The 16,653-nt window shown below is 60.4% G+C and carries 17 protein-coding genes and 1 pseudogene; 10 read left to right on the forward strand and 8 right to left on the reverse strand.

Translation table 11 applies throughout. The annotated features are described in order from the left end of the window. Positions 1–72: 72 nt before the first annotated feature. A complete protein-coding gene (locus C444_RS17645) occupies positions 73–897 on the reverse strand; it encodes a helix-turn-helix transcriptional regulator (RefSeq protein ID WP_004594411.1) in 825 nt (274 codons plus the stop codon). 493 nt (positions 898–1,390) lie between these two features. Between C444_RS17645 and C444_RS17650 the strand changes: the two genes are divergently transcribed. Beyond that, on the forward strand, positions 1,391–1,951 hold the full coding sequence (locus tag C444_RS17650) for a hypothetical protein (RefSeq protein WP_152420826.1): 561 nt from the start codon (positions 1,391–1,393) through the stop codon (positions 1,949–1,951). Between the two features lie 64 nt (positions 1,952–2,015). Here the strand turns inward: C444_RS17650 and C444_RS17655 are convergent, their stop codons facing one another. Beyond that, positions 2,016–3,290 (reverse strand): IS4 family transposase, encoded by a 1,275-nt coding sequence (locus C444_RS17655; RefSeq protein WP_004594413.1) that lies wholly within the window; start codon positions 3,288–3,290, stop codon positions 2,016–2,018. A gap of 461 nt (positions 3,291–3,751) precedes the next feature. Between C444_RS17655 and C444_RS17660 the strand changes: the two genes are divergently transcribed. Both C444_RS17660 and C444_RS22800 read left to right on the forward strand, forming a co-directional pair. Next, positions 3,752–3,931, forward strand: coding sequence for a hypothetical protein (locus C444_RS17660; protein WP_049909596.1), 180 nt, complete (start codon positions 3,752–3,754; stop codon positions 3,929–3,931). A 145-nt stretch (positions 3,932–4,076) separates the two neighbouring features. Continuing rightward, a pseudogene (locus C444_RS22800) lies at positions 4,077–4,425 on the forward strand (N-6 DNA methylase); the annotation flags it as partial. A 66-nt stretch (positions 4,426–4,491) separates the two neighbouring features. Here C444_RS22800 and C444_RS17670 read toward each other — a convergent pair. From C444_RS17670 to C444_RS17690, 5 genes are read right to left on the reverse strand one after another with little or no spacing between them, the layout of a single operon-like run. Continuing rightward, on the reverse strand, positions 4,492–5,190 hold the full coding sequence (locus tag C444_RS17670) for an ABC transporter ATP-binding protein (RefSeq protein WP_049909602.1): 699 nt from the start codon (positions 5,188–5,190) through the stop codon (positions 4,492–4,494). Next, entirely contained in the window at positions 5,190–5,996 is an 807-nt protein-coding gene (locus C444_RS17675; protein ID WP_004594416.1) for an ABC transporter ATP-binding protein, read from the reverse strand. Before C444_RS17675 ends, C444_RS17670 begins: the two co-directional genes overlap by 1 nt. Next, positions 5,996–7,150, reverse strand: a complete 1,155-nt coding sequence (urtC, locus tag C444_RS17680) for an urea ABC transporter, permease protein UrtC (protein ID WP_004594417.1) — start codon at positions 7,148–7,150, stop codon at positions 5,996–5,998. The genes C444_RS17675 and urtC overlap by 1 nt, the downstream gene beginning before the upstream one ends. Continuing rightward, positions 7,151–8,089 (reverse strand): urea ABC transporter, permease protein UrtB, encoded by a 939-nt coding sequence (gene urtB / locus C444_RS17685; protein WP_004594418.1) that lies wholly within the window; start codon positions 8,087–8,089, stop codon positions 7,151–7,153. 2 nt (positions 8,090–8,091) lie between these two features. Then, entirely contained in the window at positions 8,092–9,399 is a 1,308-nt protein-coding gene (locus tag C444_RS17690; protein ID WP_004594419.1) for an urea ABC transporter substrate-binding protein, read from the reverse strand. A 631-nt stretch (positions 9,400–10,030) separates the two neighbouring features. On the opposite strand from C444_RS17690, the gene C444_RS17695 reads away from it, so the two are divergent. The 7 genes from C444_RS17695 to C444_RS17725 are packed head-to-tail and all read left to right on the forward strand — an operon-like array spanning position 10,031 to position 15,316. After that, positions 10,031–10,447: an urease subunit beta gene (locus C444_RS17695; RefSeq protein ID WP_004594420.1), complete on the forward strand. Its 417-nt coding sequence runs from the start codon at positions 10,031–10,033 to the stop codon at positions 10,445–10,447. Then, positions 10,444–12,150 (forward strand): urease subunit alpha, encoded by a 1,707-nt coding sequence (gene ureC, locus C444_RS17700; protein WP_004594421.1) that lies wholly within the window; start codon positions 10,444–10,446, stop codon positions 12,148–12,150. The genes C444_RS17695 and ureC overlap by 4 nt, the downstream gene beginning before the upstream one ends. After that, complete coding sequence (locus tag C444_RS17705) at positions 12,147–12,533, forward strand: urease subunit gamma (RefSeq protein ID WP_004594422.1); 387 nt, start codon at positions 12,147–12,149, stop codon at positions 12,531–12,533. Before ureC ends, C444_RS17705 begins: the two co-directional genes overlap by 4 nt. Then, positions 12,530–13,153 (forward strand): urease accessory protein UreG, encoded by a 624-nt coding sequence (gene ureG / locus C444_RS17710; protein ID WP_004594423.1) that lies wholly within the window; start codon positions 12,530–12,532, stop codon positions 13,151–13,153. The genes C444_RS17705 and ureG overlap by 4 nt, the downstream gene beginning before the upstream one ends. Next, positions 13,153–14,052, forward strand: a complete 900-nt coding sequence (gene ureD, locus C444_RS17715; protein ID WP_004594424.1) for an urease accessory protein UreD — start codon at positions 13,153–13,155, stop codon at positions 14,050–14,052. The genes ureG and ureD overlap by 1 nt, the downstream gene beginning before the upstream one ends. Beyond that, positions 14,052–14,630, forward strand: a complete 579-nt coding sequence (locus tag C444_RS17720; RefSeq protein WP_004594425.1) for an urease accessory protein UreE — start codon at positions 14,052–14,054, stop codon at positions 14,628–14,630. Before ureD ends, C444_RS17720 begins: the two co-directional genes overlap by 1 nt. Next, a complete protein-coding gene (locus tag C444_RS17725; RefSeq protein WP_004594426.1) occupies positions 14,627–15,316 on the forward strand; it encodes an urease accessory protein UreF in 690 nt (229 codons plus the stop codon). Before C444_RS17720 ends, C444_RS17725 begins: the two co-directional genes overlap by 4 nt. A 352-nt stretch (positions 15,317–15,668) precedes the next feature. Here the strand turns inward: C444_RS17725 and C444_RS17730 are convergent, their stop codons facing one another. Then, positions 15,669–16,463 (reverse strand): IclR family transcriptional regulator, encoded by a 795-nt coding sequence (locus C444_RS17730; RefSeq protein ID WP_004594427.1) that lies wholly within the window; start codon positions 16,461–16,463, stop codon positions 15,669–15,671. Positions 16,464–16,653: the final 190 nt, after the last annotated feature.

Here is a 16,653-nt window from a genome sequence, read left to right on the forward strand (position 1 = left end):
ACGGTGTGAACGATGTTCACGGCGTGTTACGACCCACACACTCTGCTCACGCTTCCCAATTCTCTGCGTCGCTCACCTCTCACTGAGCGGTACGGCAAGATCACAGGACTCGCTGATCACCCGGTCGGCCCACGCCACCACGTCGGGGTGCGAACACGAGATGATATCGAAGCCGGGCTGCTGTTCTCGGTCGACAGTAAGGAACACTTTCTCGTCGTCAATAAGATCCACAGTACAGGGGACCTTCTCGTTGAGGCTGTAATAGATGGTCGGGTCTGTAGCATCCTCGATCGCTTGCCACTTGGCCCGTAGTGACTGATCCTCCAGCATCGTTTCGGTGACGACCGAATCGAAAACGACGCGCATGTCAGTATCACCCCCGGAGCGGACTTCCTCCTCGTATGCGTGCATCGGAAGCGACGTAAACGTTCCAACGAGTGCCCTACAAGAGGAGCCATCCCTGATAGCGTTCGCGACAACGCGAGCGGCCGCGAGTGGATCTGCGTTCTTCCCGTGGATGTGCTCACCGTCGACGAGACACTGGGGTTCGAAATCGAACCAGTCGGTCGGGAGCCGCGAAACCAGCTTGGGGTATTTCTGTCCGACCGATACCGTTCCCAACAGTCGGGCGAAATCCCGGTGAACGAGTTCACCGAAGGTGGACAGTTCGTACTTACTATCGGTGTGTCCTTGCTGGATAAATTCCCGATCTTCGAGGTCACTAAGGATGCGGCTCAGCGTTACTCGAGTTGCGTCCATTCGGTCGTCCAATCCCTCACGGGTGCGGGCGCTCTCGGCCAATAGATCGAGCACTTGGAAGCGATGCTCAGAACGGGAGAGAAACGCCACGGATTCGACAGCGCTCCAGGCCACTCGTTCGTTCCCCTCACCCGTCATCCGTATTCCTGAGCACTCAGTCCTCATCATATGCCTGTTGTTTAGGTCGCCCTAAATCGCTTTTCAATTCGACATTGTCACGTCTCAGACTAGGATGCCCACTTAGTCGACTCCACAGGGTCGCAACGATATACCGCGTCGCGTACCTCACCGTATACGATACCGGCACATCGTGATCATACCGTATTAATCCCCAATTGTCAGATAGATATAAATTATATTGACAGATAATTTTCACGAAAATCTGGCCAGAAATATATCAATAGAACCCCATATACAGCGCTATTCAGTCATTCTTTGCTTGTCACTATATCATCAGCTTTTTAATAGTGTTTCTTAACCTACTTGTGTGCAACGAAGATATTTCCTTTCAGCAGTCAGTAGTTTCGCTGTTTTAGGCGGATGTTCCAGCTCTGATGAGAGCCCAACTGAGTCCTCTGGCGACGCGATGACAGGGACAGCTCCCAGTAGTGAAGCGGCGGCGCAAACTACTATGGAGACGGAAACGGAGACACAATCACCCGACGAACCAGAACTTCCAGCAGACTTCCCCGAATCCACAGCGCTGGTAGACAAACACGTTGCCACGCTCACCAGCACGTCGTTTCAGTCAACTGAATATATGGAAGGCGGATTTTTAGGTGATGACAGTACGAAGGTTACCCGGCAACACGGCGACGCGGGAATGCTGCTTACCCACGAAAGCGATTCGACACAATACTGGTTTACCGATAATGCGCGAGTAGGGCCGGACACGCATACGTACTTCAGTAAAGGGATTCGGCTCCCGGTCGTAAATCGGCAAACTATGGAACACACGTTTGAGCAACTCCAGTTTGAACGGGTCGAAACGCTGGACGAGCAAGTTCCAGTGGCCGTCTTCGAACCCACCGGGACGAGCGATTCGAGTTCAGACCTGGAATCAGTGGATGGTACAGTAGAGATTACAGCTTCAGGATACGTTCGAATGATGGATATCGAAATGGTGTACCCGGAGGGAGCCAACCTGGAACCTCATTCGTCTTTAGTTAGTGCTCACACCTCGGTTGCGTAGCGGTAGCGAGCGTCTCTTGTAAGATCGGTCGTTGCTGGTGAATCTTCTGTNCATTCGTCTTTAGTTAGTGCTCACACCTCGGTTGCGTAGCGGTAGCGAGCGTCTCTTGTAAGATCGGTCGTTGCTGGTGAATCTTCTGTGCGTCCTCGATCAACCGCTCCAACAGCGGCGGTGGCGAATAACCGAGGTACTCACCGAGTTCGTGGAGGATGAGCTGGGCGTGCGACCGGAAGGTCGCCGCCCAGCGCTCCGGCGGAAACACGATCTCCTCGGCAGCCTGTTCAGTGACTAGATCCAGCAGATCACGGCTTACAAGCAGTGACAGCAACGCTGCGTACAGTAAGATCTTCACCACGTGCTCGTTGCTCGTGTCGAACTCATCCAGTTCGTACTGCGTCTTCAACTCACGGAACAGCAACTCAACTTCCCACCGACACCGGTAGATCTGCGCGAGGTCTGCCGGAAAGAACTCCTCTCTCGACAGATTCGTGATGTACAGATGGTAGTCGTCGGCGTCCTCATCACGGACGCCGACGACGCGGAACCGCTTCGTATCCAGCGAGCGCGTCCCCTCGTACGGCCCGCGTTTGAACTCGACTTCGACCTCAACATCGATGTACCTCCGGTCGAGATCATCGAGAACATCGCGGAGCTGCTTGCCCTCCAAGGGAATGGCGCGCCCGCGCCATTCCCGTAATTCAGCCGTAATCACCGGATTCGCGTTCTGTTTCAGCCGGCTCACGAAGGAGCCTCCGTTCTCGTCGATCAACACAAACCGGCGGTACTTGAAGTACGCCAAGTCGAACAACACGAGGCGATTCTCAAGCCACGAGCCTGTCCTGAACAACGTGCTGTCGTGTGTTTTCTCGTCGGTGACATCGAGCCGTTCAATCGTCTGCTCAGTAGCATTGTGGAGCAGGTGGAGCTTCGCTCCAGCCTGCTCCTCGTGACGGGCTTCGTACTCATCAGCGAGGAACTCGTGTAACCGTAACACCGTTCCATCAGCGATCATCACGTCCTTGAACCGGTCGATATCAGCATCGACAGCGTCTGGGACAGCGACCTCGTCGAGACCTCGCTCGACGAGGTCGCGGAGGTACTCCACGAGCGACGGTGTCAACCGCTGATAGAAGCCGCCGGGAGAGATCGGCTCGTCAGCTGTCGAGTTGTAGCTCCGCCTGAACCCAGCGAGTGTTCGGCGTTCGCCTGCGGCGAAGCCGAACACGAACGACCAGACGAAGGCGGGAATCTGGAGCTTGCGATCACGTTCGACCACGCCGAGTTCCTCGGCGTGCTCTTCGAGGAATTCGGAGGGAAACAGTGTAGTGAGCCGACGCATAATTCGAGATGAGGAGGTTTCGTGGTACACACTCGACACCTCCTCGTTCCTTCCGCAAACATACCTCGATACGCCGCTGCTGTCATGCGGTTCGTCTCCTAACTAAAGACGGATGNACACACTCGACACCTCCTCGTTCCTTCCGCAAACATACCTCGATACGCCGCTGCTGTCATGCGGTTCGTCTCCTAACTAAAGACGGATGCCTGGAACCTAGTGTATACAGGTACGAGACGACTGGCGTCGGAGATACCACTGTTGATATCCCAGACTTCGCCGAGTCCGCTGTCCACATCGAAGGCCAACTTCGAAACGACCGATCGTGGGCTGTACTCGAACACGCCGGCGGTACAACAGTTGAGTCGGGGACAGAGCTCCGAGTTACCGATGCGGAGTCAAACGTAGCGTTTGACCGTGCGCCGACGTTCCAGAGTGACTTTGCCGAGGGAGATACCGCGTATGTGTACTTCACGGGTGAGAACGAAGCGGCGATTACTGTCGGTGAAGAGCCATCGAATACGGATCGCACGTTCGACATGGGGCAGGAAGACGACACTGTCTTCGTAGAGGAACAAGTAAATGGCGGGCGGTTGGGGCGGTTCAGAGTAGTCTTCGGTGAAGGGAGCGACAACCTCTATTGAGACGCTGCCTCAATCCTAGTGACCCGATCGTAGCAATCGAACGCGATCTGATGACCTCCCTGTACCGACCAGACCGACGAGTATAACCCCTGAGCGACGCTAACTGGTAGGCCAGATTGTGTGACTCTCTCTGGATTGAGAAAGTATGGCTTCGCCACAGCTCGACGTCAACGAGATTCTTGAAACGCTTGAGCAGATCCGCCAGCGAGGACACAGCGCCCACACAGTCTTCCGAGACTGGGTCACCCTCATGTTTTCGCACTGCAGAGCCGAGACGACCCATACCTGGAGATCGTCGACGACTACCGCGAGCGCGGCGATATGGACTATCCCGAAGGAAACGGTCGGTTGATCTTTTTTCGAAAGCGTTCGGGCAGCTCCCAGAACGAATGGCAGCCACCGATGCTGACGTTCTGGGTACTGTCTACGAGTAGTATGGCATGTCAAGCGATGCCTTCGGCCAGCACTTCACGCCGCATACGGTCTGTGAGACGAGTTCGTCGTTCCACAGGCGACCGCCCGAGTTGGTTCCAGGGGGCGGAACAGCGACGGGCACCGTCTCAGACCGCGAGGTACTCCGCAATCGCGTCCTCGTCGGCAATCGTCGACGGGCCGAGTTCGTCGACGACTGTGCCACGCTCCATCGCGTAACAGCGATCGGCCATCTCGCGGATGACCCCGAGGTTCTGCTCGACGAACAGAATCGTCGTCCCGAGGTCATCGTTGATCGTCTGCATATCCTGGCTGATCTGATCGACGATAGAGGGCTGGATGCCCTCGGACGGTTCATCGAGCAAGAGCAGGTCTGGGTTTGAGATCAGTGCACGACCGATGGCGAGCATCTGCTGTTGTCCGCCCGAGAGCGTGCCGGCTTCCTGGCTGGCCCGTTCTTCAAGCACGGGGAAGTAGTCGTATATCTGGTCGTAAAGCGTCTCGTCGCTGTCCGACCGGATTGTCTCGCCCATCCTAATGTTCTGTTCAACGGTTAGCTTGGGGAACACGTCCCGGCCCTGCGGGATATAACCGATGCCAGCCCGGGCGCGCTCGTCAGCACTCGCGTCGGTCACGTCAACGCCGTCGTAGCTGATGGTCCCCTCGCTGGGCTCCAGCAAACCCATCACTGTCTTCAGGAGCGTCGTCTTGCCGACGCCGTTTTTCCCCATTACACCGACGATTTCCCCCTCCTCGACGGAGAGATCCACGTCCCGCAGTATCGGTGTCGTGTCGTAGGCAGCGGAAACGTCGTCGAGTTCGAGCATCATGACTCACCTCCCAAGTATATCCGCTGGACCTCCGAGTCAGACTCGATCTCTCCTATCGGCCCTTCGCGGAACACCTCGCCGTTGTGCAGGACCGTCACTTCTTCTGCGATGCTCGCAACGAAATCGGTGTCGTGTTCGATGACGACGAAGGCGATCCCTTGCTCCTCGTTGAGCCGCCTGATCCGCTCGGCGATAGCTTCCCGTTCGGCTACGTCGAGGCCGGCGACCGGCTCGTCTAGCAGGAGCAGGTCGGGTTCGAGCGCGGCGGCCATCCCGATCTCAAGTTGCTGTTGCTGGCCGTGTGAGAGCTGTCCAGCAGCCACGTCCTCGTAGCCGGTAAGGCCCGCAGCCTCGATGGCCTCGGCGACCAGCCGCCGTCGCTCCTCCCCGTCAGCGAACTGCTGGACGGGAAGCCTGACGTTCTCTCTGACGCTCAGGTCGCCATAGACGGACGGAACCTGGAATTTCATACTGATACCACGAGAGACCCGCTCGTGCGGGTCGAGGTTGGTGATGTCGTGGCCGTTGTAGTAGATACTGCCGTCACTCGCCTCGTAGGTCCCGGTAATCAGGTTCAGTAACGTTGACTTGCCAGCGCCGTTGGGGCCGATGAGACAACGTAGCTCCCCCTCGGAAACCGAGAAGTCTACGTCATCAGTGGCAGTGAATCCGCCGAACTGCTTGACGAGCCCGTCGGTCTGGAGCAGCGTGTCTGTTCTGTCACCCGTTGCCAGTTCCGCGGCGGTCTGCCGGACGTTCGGTCCGAGCGAATCGATATCGGATTCAGTTTCAGTATCACTCATTAGTCACTCACCTCACTCGGCGCGTCGGGTGCATCAGCCCCACCGGCTTCTCCCGGCCCGAGTCGAGTTTCGACAATCTGCTCATGGAGCCACGGAACGAAGCCGCTCGGCAGGACCAGAATTGTCACCAGGAGTAGGGTGCCAAGCAGGACCAGCGCCAGCTCCCCGGCCATGGAGATCCGGAGGTATTCGACGGCAAGCGTGGCGACGACGGCCCCGAGCAGGCTCTTTCGGCCGCCGATGCTCACCCAGATGACCGGCAGCGTCGCGAACAGCAGCGAGAACACGGTCGGGTCGATGTAGACGTTCCGTGCGGCATACAGGACGCCTGACAGGCCTGCCAGCGCTCCCCCGAGCGTGAACACGACGAACTTGACGCGGGTCACGTTGTAGCCAAACATCTCGGTACGGTCCTCGTCCTCCCGGACAGCGACCATCACGCGGCCGTAGTCGGAATTGACGAGGGCTCGCAGTGCGAGGTACGTCCCGACCAGCAGGAGCAAGACGAGGTAGTAGAACGGGCTGATCTCGAATGCCCCGATGCCAACAACCCGCATCGGGAACGGGTTGTAGATGAACTGGTAGGAAGCTCCTTCGATGCCGAGCGTCAGCAGCGGGATGTCCGGCATGCCGTTGAACCCGCCCAGCGCCGCCTCGCCGATGGCCCATTCGGACCCGGCGGTCTGGGCCATGAACGTGTGCATGACGATTGTCGAGACGAGCGTGATGATGGTCACGTAGACATCCCGCACCCCGCCGTAGAACATGAAGTAGCCCAGTATCGCCGCGCTGAGGCCACCGACGACGATACCGGCGACGACGGCAGCCGTGATACCGCCCGGAGTCGCAAAGTTGATCGAGACGACGCCGAACGTGTAGGCCCCGATGCCGAAGAAGACGACCTGCCCGAAGCTCAGTACGCCCGAGTAGCCCCAGACGACCGACAGCGAAAGCCCCAGCAGGGCCAGCACCATGAACAGCGACAGTTGTGAGCCATCGCCGAACACTGGGTAGACGACGAGCGCCGCGACGGCGACAGCGAAGCCGACCCAGAATCCACGCGACTCCCCTATCGTATTCGGCCCCTCGAACCGGCTTCGAAGCCGACTCGGGAGCGACCTGTTCGCCCCGCCGTTTGCACTGTTTCTCGACATCTAGTCGCTCTCCTGTCTCCGTTGCCGCAGTTGTTCGATGAATCCGGTGATGCCGTCGGGGAGGAACCGGAGGGCGATGAGCGCGGCGACGAGCAGCGCGATACGGCCGATGAACGTCCCGTAGAGGTTCGAGAACGTGGCCAGAATCGCCCCGAGGACGCCTCCCGACAGCGCGGTCCCGAGGACGACGCTCGGGCCGCCGACGACGACAGCGACGAACGCCTCGACCAGGAACTGGTCGCCCAGCGTCGGCTGCATCGAGATGACCGGCGCGAACAGTGCGCCGGTCAGCCCGGCCAGCGCCGATCCGAATCCGAACGTCAGCATATACATCCGGTCAGTGTTGACGCCCATGGCCTGTGCCGTTTCCTTGTCCTGTATCGTCGCCCGGGCGCGCATCCCGAAGTCCGTCCGGGTGAACAGGTAGTAGGTGGCCAGGAGCAGCCCGATGCTGACGCCAGCCAGGACGATCCGGTACGTCGAATAGGAGAACGCCCCATACGAGATTGCACCGAACGGCGTGGCGATCTGGTCGATGGAGTTCCCGAAGCGGATTCTGGCCCCCTGGGTCAGTATCAGACTGAGCCCGAACGTGGCGACCATCGAGTCGGCCAGACGGTCGTACAGCGGTTCGATGACATCCCGACCCAGCGTCCGTTGACTGATGTAATTGGGCCAGGCTCCGGAGATAATCACCCGCTCGGTCACGATCCCGAAGAGGCCGGTGACCAGACCGCCGACGAGCATCGCCACGACGAGCGGGAGGCCGAGTTGCGTCACGGCCAGCGTCGCGGTGTAGGCACCGATGAGGATGAACTCCCCGTGTGCCAGATTGATGACGCCCATAATCCCGAAGATGATGGCCAACCCCGCTGCGGCGAGCACGATGAACGCGAAGCTATCAAGGAACTGAAGCGCGAGGTTGATCCCGTTTACCATCCCTACTCGGCCTCCTCGTAGTAGTCCACTGGCGTGTACTGGGTCTGTTCCGGGTTCTCGGGGAGGTTACAGCCGGCCGTCTCCGAAAGGAACGTCTCGGGGATCTGTCGGTTCTCGACAGCCTCGACGTTGTGCTCCTCGTCGGCACGCATGATCCACATGTGGTGGTCGACGTGGTGGGTCGCGCCGTCGAGGCTGATGGTATCTCCCTCGGGTGCTTCGGGTGCCTCCTCGGTACCGAGTTCGATGCCCGACTCCAGGGCGTCGATGACTTCTGGCTGTTCGGTGGTCCCGGCCTGCTCGACGGCTTTCTTGTACATGTACGTCGAGAAGTAGTTGGTCTCGGCCTCTTCGTTGAGGTACGGTGCGTCGGGGTACATCTCGTAGTACCGGTCGACGAAGCCGCCGTCACTCGTGTTGCTCGTCGTCGGTACCTCCTCCATGTAGTTGACGCCCGCGTAGATGTTGGCCATCGCCGGGGCGTCGAGCCGTCGGTGTTCGTATCCCTGTGCCATCGCCGTCGAGGTGCCGATAGGGATATCGAGCCCGGCAGAGGCCTTCTGTTCGTAGAACGACGTGTGGTTCGCTCCGACGAGCATCGACATGACGAAGTCCGGATCCGCCTCCTGAATCCGGTTGATGGTCGACCCGAAGGAGGACTCGCTCAGCGGGATGAACTCCTCGCCGAGGACGTTTGCGTCGTTCTCGTTGGCCAGTACCTTCACCCAGTCGGCTGAGAGCTGACCGAAGTTGTAGTCGGCCGCGATGGTGTAGATGTCCGGGCCGAACTCCTCAACCAGATACGGGAGCACGATGCCGAGCTGCTGGCGGGCGGTCGGCCCGACCGCAAAGGTGAACTCGTCACAGACACCGCCCTCGTACTGGGTGGTGTAGAAGTAGAGCTGTTCGTTGCGGTCGATTATCGGACGGATGGCCTCCCGGGTAGCCGAGGAGTAGCCGGCCCACAGCGCGTCGACGTTCTCCTCGTTGATCGCCGTACGGGTGAGTTCCTGGTAGCGTTGATTGTCAGACTGGGGGTCACGCTGGAACGTCTCGATCTGCATCCCGTCGATACCACCGTTGGCGTTGATCTCCTCGATAGCGAGCATCGACGCCTTTGCCTTCGGGTCGCCGACGAGGGCGAAGTTCCCGGACTGGTCCTCCAGGACCCCGATTTTGAGCGTGTCGGTGCTACTCGCAGTATCCGTCGAGGTCCCACCTTCGCCGGCGGAACAGCCGGCGAGGCCGGTGACAAGTGCGGCCCCGCTCGCACCGAGGAACTGCCGGCGGCTGAGGGGGGACCGGCTCATGCTTTCACCTCCAAGTTCGGGTTGCCGTTACTACCCTTATATCCACAGTCCTTGGTCATCTCTCGTTCTTTACTTACTATATCCGAACGTTCGTCCATGATTTCGCTCACAGTGTTGCCGTCCGGGAGGGGGAAAATAAGGTTTACCACTCTTATCTTATATTGTCCTCCACACAGTCTGGAGAGTATAAGGTCGTCAAAGGATATGACGAATAGGCAGCGAAACCACTAGGATTAGCGTGCAAATTTGAATTAATCAGTAATTTTGGGATGCCGCTGGTCAATACAGCAAAAAGAGAAAATAATGGTATTTTTCATTCGCGGTGGTTTGTCTTGCTGCTGTCGGCCAGTTTTGCGCCCTCGGCACCCAAATGGCCCGTCATATTCTCGCCCGCGCTACAGGTGCCACCTATCGTCGCCACTGCCGGCAGACTGGACGTGAGTCGCGTTAACCCCGAGAAGTAAGACAATTCGATAGCGGGACCCCTTTATATGCGCTCGAAAATTTAGCATTTAATCCAATTTTCGATATAGAGGCGTCACTTGCGCAGAGAGCAACCATTTTAGTATGTGTATTCAAAGAGAGGGTCAGATGATAGACAAACAGTCAGAAACACTCGGGCGGTGGCGCGATGAGTGACGAACTCGTGCCCGGCGAGGTCATCCCAGGCGAAGGGACAGTGACGCTGAACGAAGACCGGGAAACGACGGAAGTGACTGTCGGGAACACCGGCGACAGACCCTCGCAAGTTGGGTCGCATTTCCACTTTTTCGAGGCCAACGCGGCCCTCTCGTTCGACCGCGAAGCGGCCATTGGGATGCGTCTGAACATCCCTGCCGGGACGGCGGTCCGGTTCGAGCCCGGCGACGAACAGACGGTCGAACTCGTGGAAATCGGCGGGAAGCGCCGCGCCCACGGGATGAACGGACTGGTCAACGGGAGCGTCGACGGCGATACGAGCAACGCTGTCGAGCGCATGCGTGCGGCAGGGTTCGGAGACACGGGCGAGGTGGCACCGGACGACGGCGACACGGAGTCCGACCAATGACACGCGACATCGACCGCGAGAACTACGCGGAACTGTACGGGCCGACAACGGGCGATAAGATCCGGCTAGGCGACACGGAGCTGTTCGCCGAAGTGGAGAGGGACCTTCGCACCCACGGTGACGAGGCGGTTTTCGGCGGCGGGAAGACGCTCCGGGACGGGCTGGGAATGGCTCCCGGCGTCACACAGGCAGAGGGGGCACTCGATTGGGTGCTGACGAACGCGACGATTATCGACCCAGTGCTCGGTATCGTCGCCGCCGATATCGGGATTCGCAACGGGGAAATCGCCGGCATCGGAAAGGCGGGTAACCCCGACACGATGGATGGCGTCGACATGGTTGTCGGCCCGTCGACAGACGTGTATCCGGCCGAGGGGAAGATAGCGACCGCCGGCGGCCTGGACATCCACGTCCACTTCAACTCCGCACAGCTACACGAACACGCGCTGTCGGGCGGCATCACGACGATGCTCGGCGGGGGGTACGGCGGCGGCGCGACCACCTGTACGACCGGGCCAGAGAACGTCAAGCGCTTCCTGCAGGCCGCCGAGGCGTGGCCAGTCAACGTCGGCTTCTACGGAAAGGGCAACGCCTCCGAACCTGGCCCGCTCCGTGAGCAGGTCGAAGCCGGTGCCTGCGGGCTGAAACTCCACGAGGACTGGGGGTCGACGCCCGAGACCATCGACACCTGCCTCGAAGTCGCCGAAGACGAGGACGTGCAGGTGTGTATGCACACGGACACGCTGAACGAAGCCGGATTCCTCGAGAACACTTTCGGGGCCGTCGACGGGCGGACGATGCACCTCTTCCACATCGAGGGCGCAGGGGGTGGTCACGCGCCGGACATCATGGAGATGGTCGGCGAGCCGAACATGCTCCCGTCCTCAACGAACCCCTCGATGCCATACACCGATAACACGTTCGACGAGCATCTGGACATGGTGATGGTGTGTCACCACCTCAACCCCGACGTACCGGAGGACGTAGCCTTCGCCGAATCCCGGGTTCGCGCGGAAACCATCGCTGCCGAGGACGTGCTCCACGACATGGGCGCGATTTCGATGATGACCTCAGACTCCCAGGCGATGGGGCGGATGGCCGAAGTCATCCCACGGACGTGGCAGACAGCCTCGAAGATGAAGTCCCAGCGCGGCCCGCTGCCCGAAGACGAAGGGACGGGCGCGGACAACCACCGCCTCAAGCGCTACATCGCCAAGTACACCGTCAACCCTGCCATCAGCGCCGGCATCGAGGACCACGTCGGGACGCTCGAACCCGGAAAACTGGCGGACATCTGCCTCTGGGACCCCGCGTTCTTCGGCGTCAAGCCGGCGATGACGTTCAAGGGCGGGTTCCCGGTCCACTCCGAGATGGGCGAGGCCAACGGGTCGCTGATGACCTGCGAGCCGATTCTCCAGCGCGAACGCGCCGGTGCGGTCGGCAAGGCCAAGCACGCCCTTTCACTGTCGTTCGTCTCTCCAGCAGCCGCCGAAGCTGGCATCGACGAAAAGTACGGCCTCGACTCCCGTGTCGTTCCGATCAAGGGAGCGCGTACACCCGGCAAGGACGACATGGTGCACAACAGCTACTGTCCGGACGACATCGAGGTCAACCCCGAGACCTTCGAGGTCCGGGTTGACGGCGACCACGTCACCTGCGAACCGGCTTCAGAACTCCCACTCGCGCAGCGATACCTGCTATGAAACTCACAGCCAAAGAACAGGAGCGACTCACGGTCTTTACCGCCGCAGAGATCGCGCGACGCCGCAAGGAACGCGGTGTCCCGCTGAACCACCCCGAAGCCGTCGCCTACATCAGCGACTGGTGCATCGAGCGAGGCCGGGACGGCCAGTCAGTCGCCGAAATCCGCTCCGGCGCGTCGAAACTGCTCGGCCGCGAGGACGTGATGGACGGCGTCCCGGAGATGATAGACATGATTCAGGTCGAACCGGTGTTCCCCGACGGGACGAAACTGGTCACGGTTCACGATCCGATTCGCTCCGACAGCGTCGGGTCAGCCGACAACGAACCGACGGAATCGGAAGCGGCGACCGATGGCGGAGACTCGGCGGGGACAGACGAATGAGTCTCACACACCGCGATGTAGCAACGGTCGGCATCGGTGGCCCGGTCGGGTCCGGAAAGACCTCACTGTTGACCGCCCTCGTCCCCGAACTCCGCGAGCAGGGCTTGGATGTGGGTGTCATCGCCAACGACATCCTCACACAGGAGGACGCAGACGTGCTCCGCGAGCGCTTCGCCGGCGTCGTGCCCGAAGACCTCGTCGCCGGCGTCGAAACCGGGGCGTGTCCGCACACGGGCATCCGCGAGGACCCGTCGATGAACCTCCAGCAGATCGATTCGTTCCTCGCCGAGCATCCGGAACTCGACTTGGTGCTGGTCGAAAGCGGGGGCGACAACCTCGCGGCGACGTTCAACCCCGAACTCGCCGATTACTCGCTGTACGTCATCTCGGTCGCGGAGGGGGAAGATATCCCCCGCAAACGCGGGCCGGGGGTCGTCGACTGTGACCTGCTCGTCGTCAACAAGACCGACCTTGCCCCCCACGTCGGCGTCGACCTCAACGTGATGGAACGGGACGCCAACGGGGTTCGGGACGGCCCCGTCGTCTTCACCAACTGCAAGGACGAGACGAACATCGACGAGGTGCTGACACACGTCCGCGACGGGGTGCTGTTCGCCTGATGGCCGCCGACGCGCCCCATCCGGCGTTCGAGGGATATGCCACCGAGGCCGTGCCGCAGGCTGCCGTGGGGTCCCCCGGGAAAGACGGCGTACTCGAACTGACCTTCGAGCGGACGGCTGAGGGAACGACCCTGGTCCACGACTACGCAACGGTTCCGTTCCACATCTCGGGGACGCTGGGCTACGACCCACTCCCTGAGGCCGATACAGTCTTCGTCCAGTCGCCGACCGGTGGCGTCGCTCAGGGTGACCGCCACGACGTATCGATAACCGTCGGAGACGACGCCATCGCACACGTCTCGACTCAGAGCTCGACGAAGGTCCAGACAATGACGTGTAACTACGCGGCCGCTGATACGACCCTCAGCGTCGGTGCTGGCGGCCACCTAGACTACGTCCCAGAACCAACGATTCTCCACGCTGACTCCCGCTACCTGCAGGAGCTTTCAGTCGACTTAGCCCCCGGCGCGACCGCCGTGGTCAGCGACGTGGTCGTCCCGGGTCGTCTCGCCCGGGGTGAGCGTTTCGAGTTCGAACGGTACCTCTCCAGGGTGCGCGGGACCGGGCCCGACGGGCTTCTGTTTGAGGACGCGACACACCTGACACCGGGGGACGAGGACCCCACGGCACCCGGCGTTCTCGGCGAGTTCACGGTCTACGGGACGACATTCGTCCTCGCGCCGGATCGTGACGGGACCGAACTGAGCGATGCGCTTCACTCGGTTGTCGCTGACGGTGAAGCCCGAGCCGGTGCGACAGCGCTGCCGAACGATGCCGGCGTCGCGGTCCGTGCCCTCGGGGACCGGGCCGAGACCGTACAGTCGACGCTCCACGCGGCCTGGGACCACGCTCGACAGAAGTTGCTGGACGCCCCCGCACCGTCCGGGAGGAAGTACTGATGCTGGTCGCAGACACCTATCTCGGCCACCGCAACGATGATGCTGTCGCGGAGGCCGTCGATACATCGGACCACGCCACCGTCGTACTCTCCGACACCGAACGCCGGCGCTCCCGTGTCCGCACTGAGACGACAGACAACCGGGATCTCGGTATCGTCCTCGCCCGAGATCTCGCGGACGGCGACGTACTGGAAGCTGAGGACGGGACACTCGTCATCGTCGAACTCGCCGCAATAGAGGCCATGATACTCGATTTCGCCGATAGCGATGTGTCGCCGACCGCGGCACTGGAGCTCGGTCACGCAGTCGGAAACAGACACTGGAACCTCGCGGTCCGCGGGCAAGAGGCCCTGTTCCCCGTGACTGACTCGAAGAAACGAATGGAAGCCGCGGTGGCCGACCTGCTCCCCGCAGACGTACCGACGCGGTACGAGCACGTGCCGCCGACCACATTCGATGATAGTGGGGTAGATCACAGCCACAGCGACGGTGACCACACGCACGGCGGCCACAGTCACGGCGGCACTGGCCACTCCCACAACCACGACGTCCGTACTATCGATGGAGGCGACCAATGACTGACGCCGCGACGCTGGAATCGTTCCGGTTGGCAGACTCGTTTCTCCCTGTCGGAACCTACACCGTCTCGTACGGGCTGGAACAGTTCATTCAGGACGACCGGGTCGAAGACGCTGCGGACCTCAAATCGCTCCTCTCGACATATCTTCGTCAGCAAGTCGGCCCCGCCGAACTCGTCGCGCTCCGGGCCGCACACGCCGCGGCGAACGGCGGAGACCTGGATACAGTCTGTCGGGCCGACCGGCGGCTTTCGGCCGTGACGCTGGCCGCCGAGTTCCGCGAGAGCGCCCAGCAATCCGGCGACCGGCTACTCTCGCTTCAGACGGAACTGCGCGAGGAGGCGCTGCTGGACCGCTACGCCGAACGCGTCGACGCTGACGAGGCACCCGGAAACTACGCCGTCGTGCTCGGCGTTGCGACGGGACTTGCCGACGTGGCCGTCCGCGAGGCCTGTTTGCTGTGCTGTCACGGCTTCGTCACCGGGCTGCTAGGCGCAGCCCAACGGCTCCTCTCGCTTGGCCACACGGACGCCCAGCGGATTCTGGACGAACTGCGGCCGGCGATGACAGCCGCAGTCGAGAAGAGCGCGGACAATGGGATAGGTGAAATGACTCCGTTTGCTCCCCTGGTAGACGTATTAGCCGCCGAACACGAGCGCGCTGAGCGGCGGCTGTTCGCCAGTTGATGTCTTTGAGATATTCACACACGTATCGGCGGCAAAAAGAATTAACATCTCTGGGGCAGACATCGAATTACAGCTCCGAACTATTCTGTATTCATATCCCAACATTCATCTATATATGCTGGGTTACTGAACTAGAATGGCATTTTTCTAAGCTCGTATTCTTATTTTTGGACCCATATGACGATAAGACAGGCCTGAGTGTTTAGTCGGGCGGCTCGTCATCGACATCACAACGTAACAAACGTACAGATGTTATGTGAACCTGCGTCGCTCCGGGATGGTCTTCCGGGTTACACTGTACCCTGCCAGTTCAGTGTGTGACGTTCAAGATACTCGAACGGGGGTGTCGGGCTCACGACCGATTGCTCATGTTGATGTTGACTTCGATAACGTTGGCCGAATTGACGACCTGTTTCGGGAGGGTCTCTTCGAACCGGTCCCCCTGTAGGACGCTTGCGGGCCCCGAGACGCTCAGGGAGCCCAAAACGTCGCCGTCCGGTGTCTGAACCGGTGCCGCTATCGCACGGAACCCCTCGATCTCCTCCTCGTTGTTGTACGCGTACCCGCGCTGGCGGATGGCTGATAGCTCTTCGAACAGCGCCTCGGGGTCGGTTACCGTATTCGCCGTTCGCTCCGGCAGGCCGTGACCCTCGATGATTTCCTCGACGCGTCGCTCGGGAAGGGAGGCGAGAATCGCCTTCCCGGAGGCGGTGTAATGCAGGTGGTCCCGCTGCTGGGGCTTCGACGTCTGGTACTCGCCGCTCACGCTGGTATCGCCTTTCACCTGATAGAGGTTGATAGCGCGCCCGTTCTCCTCGGTCACGATGTGGACGTATTGTCCCGTTTCGTTGGCGAGTTCGTCGACCTGTGGCTTCCCGTGCCGATACAACTGGTTCCGACTCCGGACGTACTCCCCGAACGCGAACAGTTTGAGTGCGAGCGCGTACTTTCCGTCACGCTTCACTACGAGCCCGTTCTCCACCAGCGACGTCAGGTGGATGTGGGCAGTGCTTTTCGAGAGGTCGAGCTCCGTCGCGAGTTCCGTCACGCCAGCCCCGTCGAGCTCTTTGAGCGTCGCCAGCACCTGGGCAGACATTGAGACGGTCTGTAACGTCCGCGGTCCGTCGTCACCACCGGTCGGAGGCATACTACCACCGTTGCACCAGACTGACTTATATGTTCGCATATGTTGAACAATAGTCCGGAAGACAATACATACATATTCATTTCTGAGCGAGTTCAGTGGTTTCCAGCACTATTATCGGAGAATAGTGGACAGAGGGAAGCCGATTGTGGGGGAGGAGGTGTTCGCACATCTTGAATCGACGCCTTTCCCT

Source organism: Haloarcula japonica DSM 6131, from assembly GCF_000336635.1.
GTDB classification, from domain to species: Archaea; Halobacteriota; Halobacteria; order Halobacteriales; family Haloarculaceae; genus Haloarcula; species Haloarcula japonica.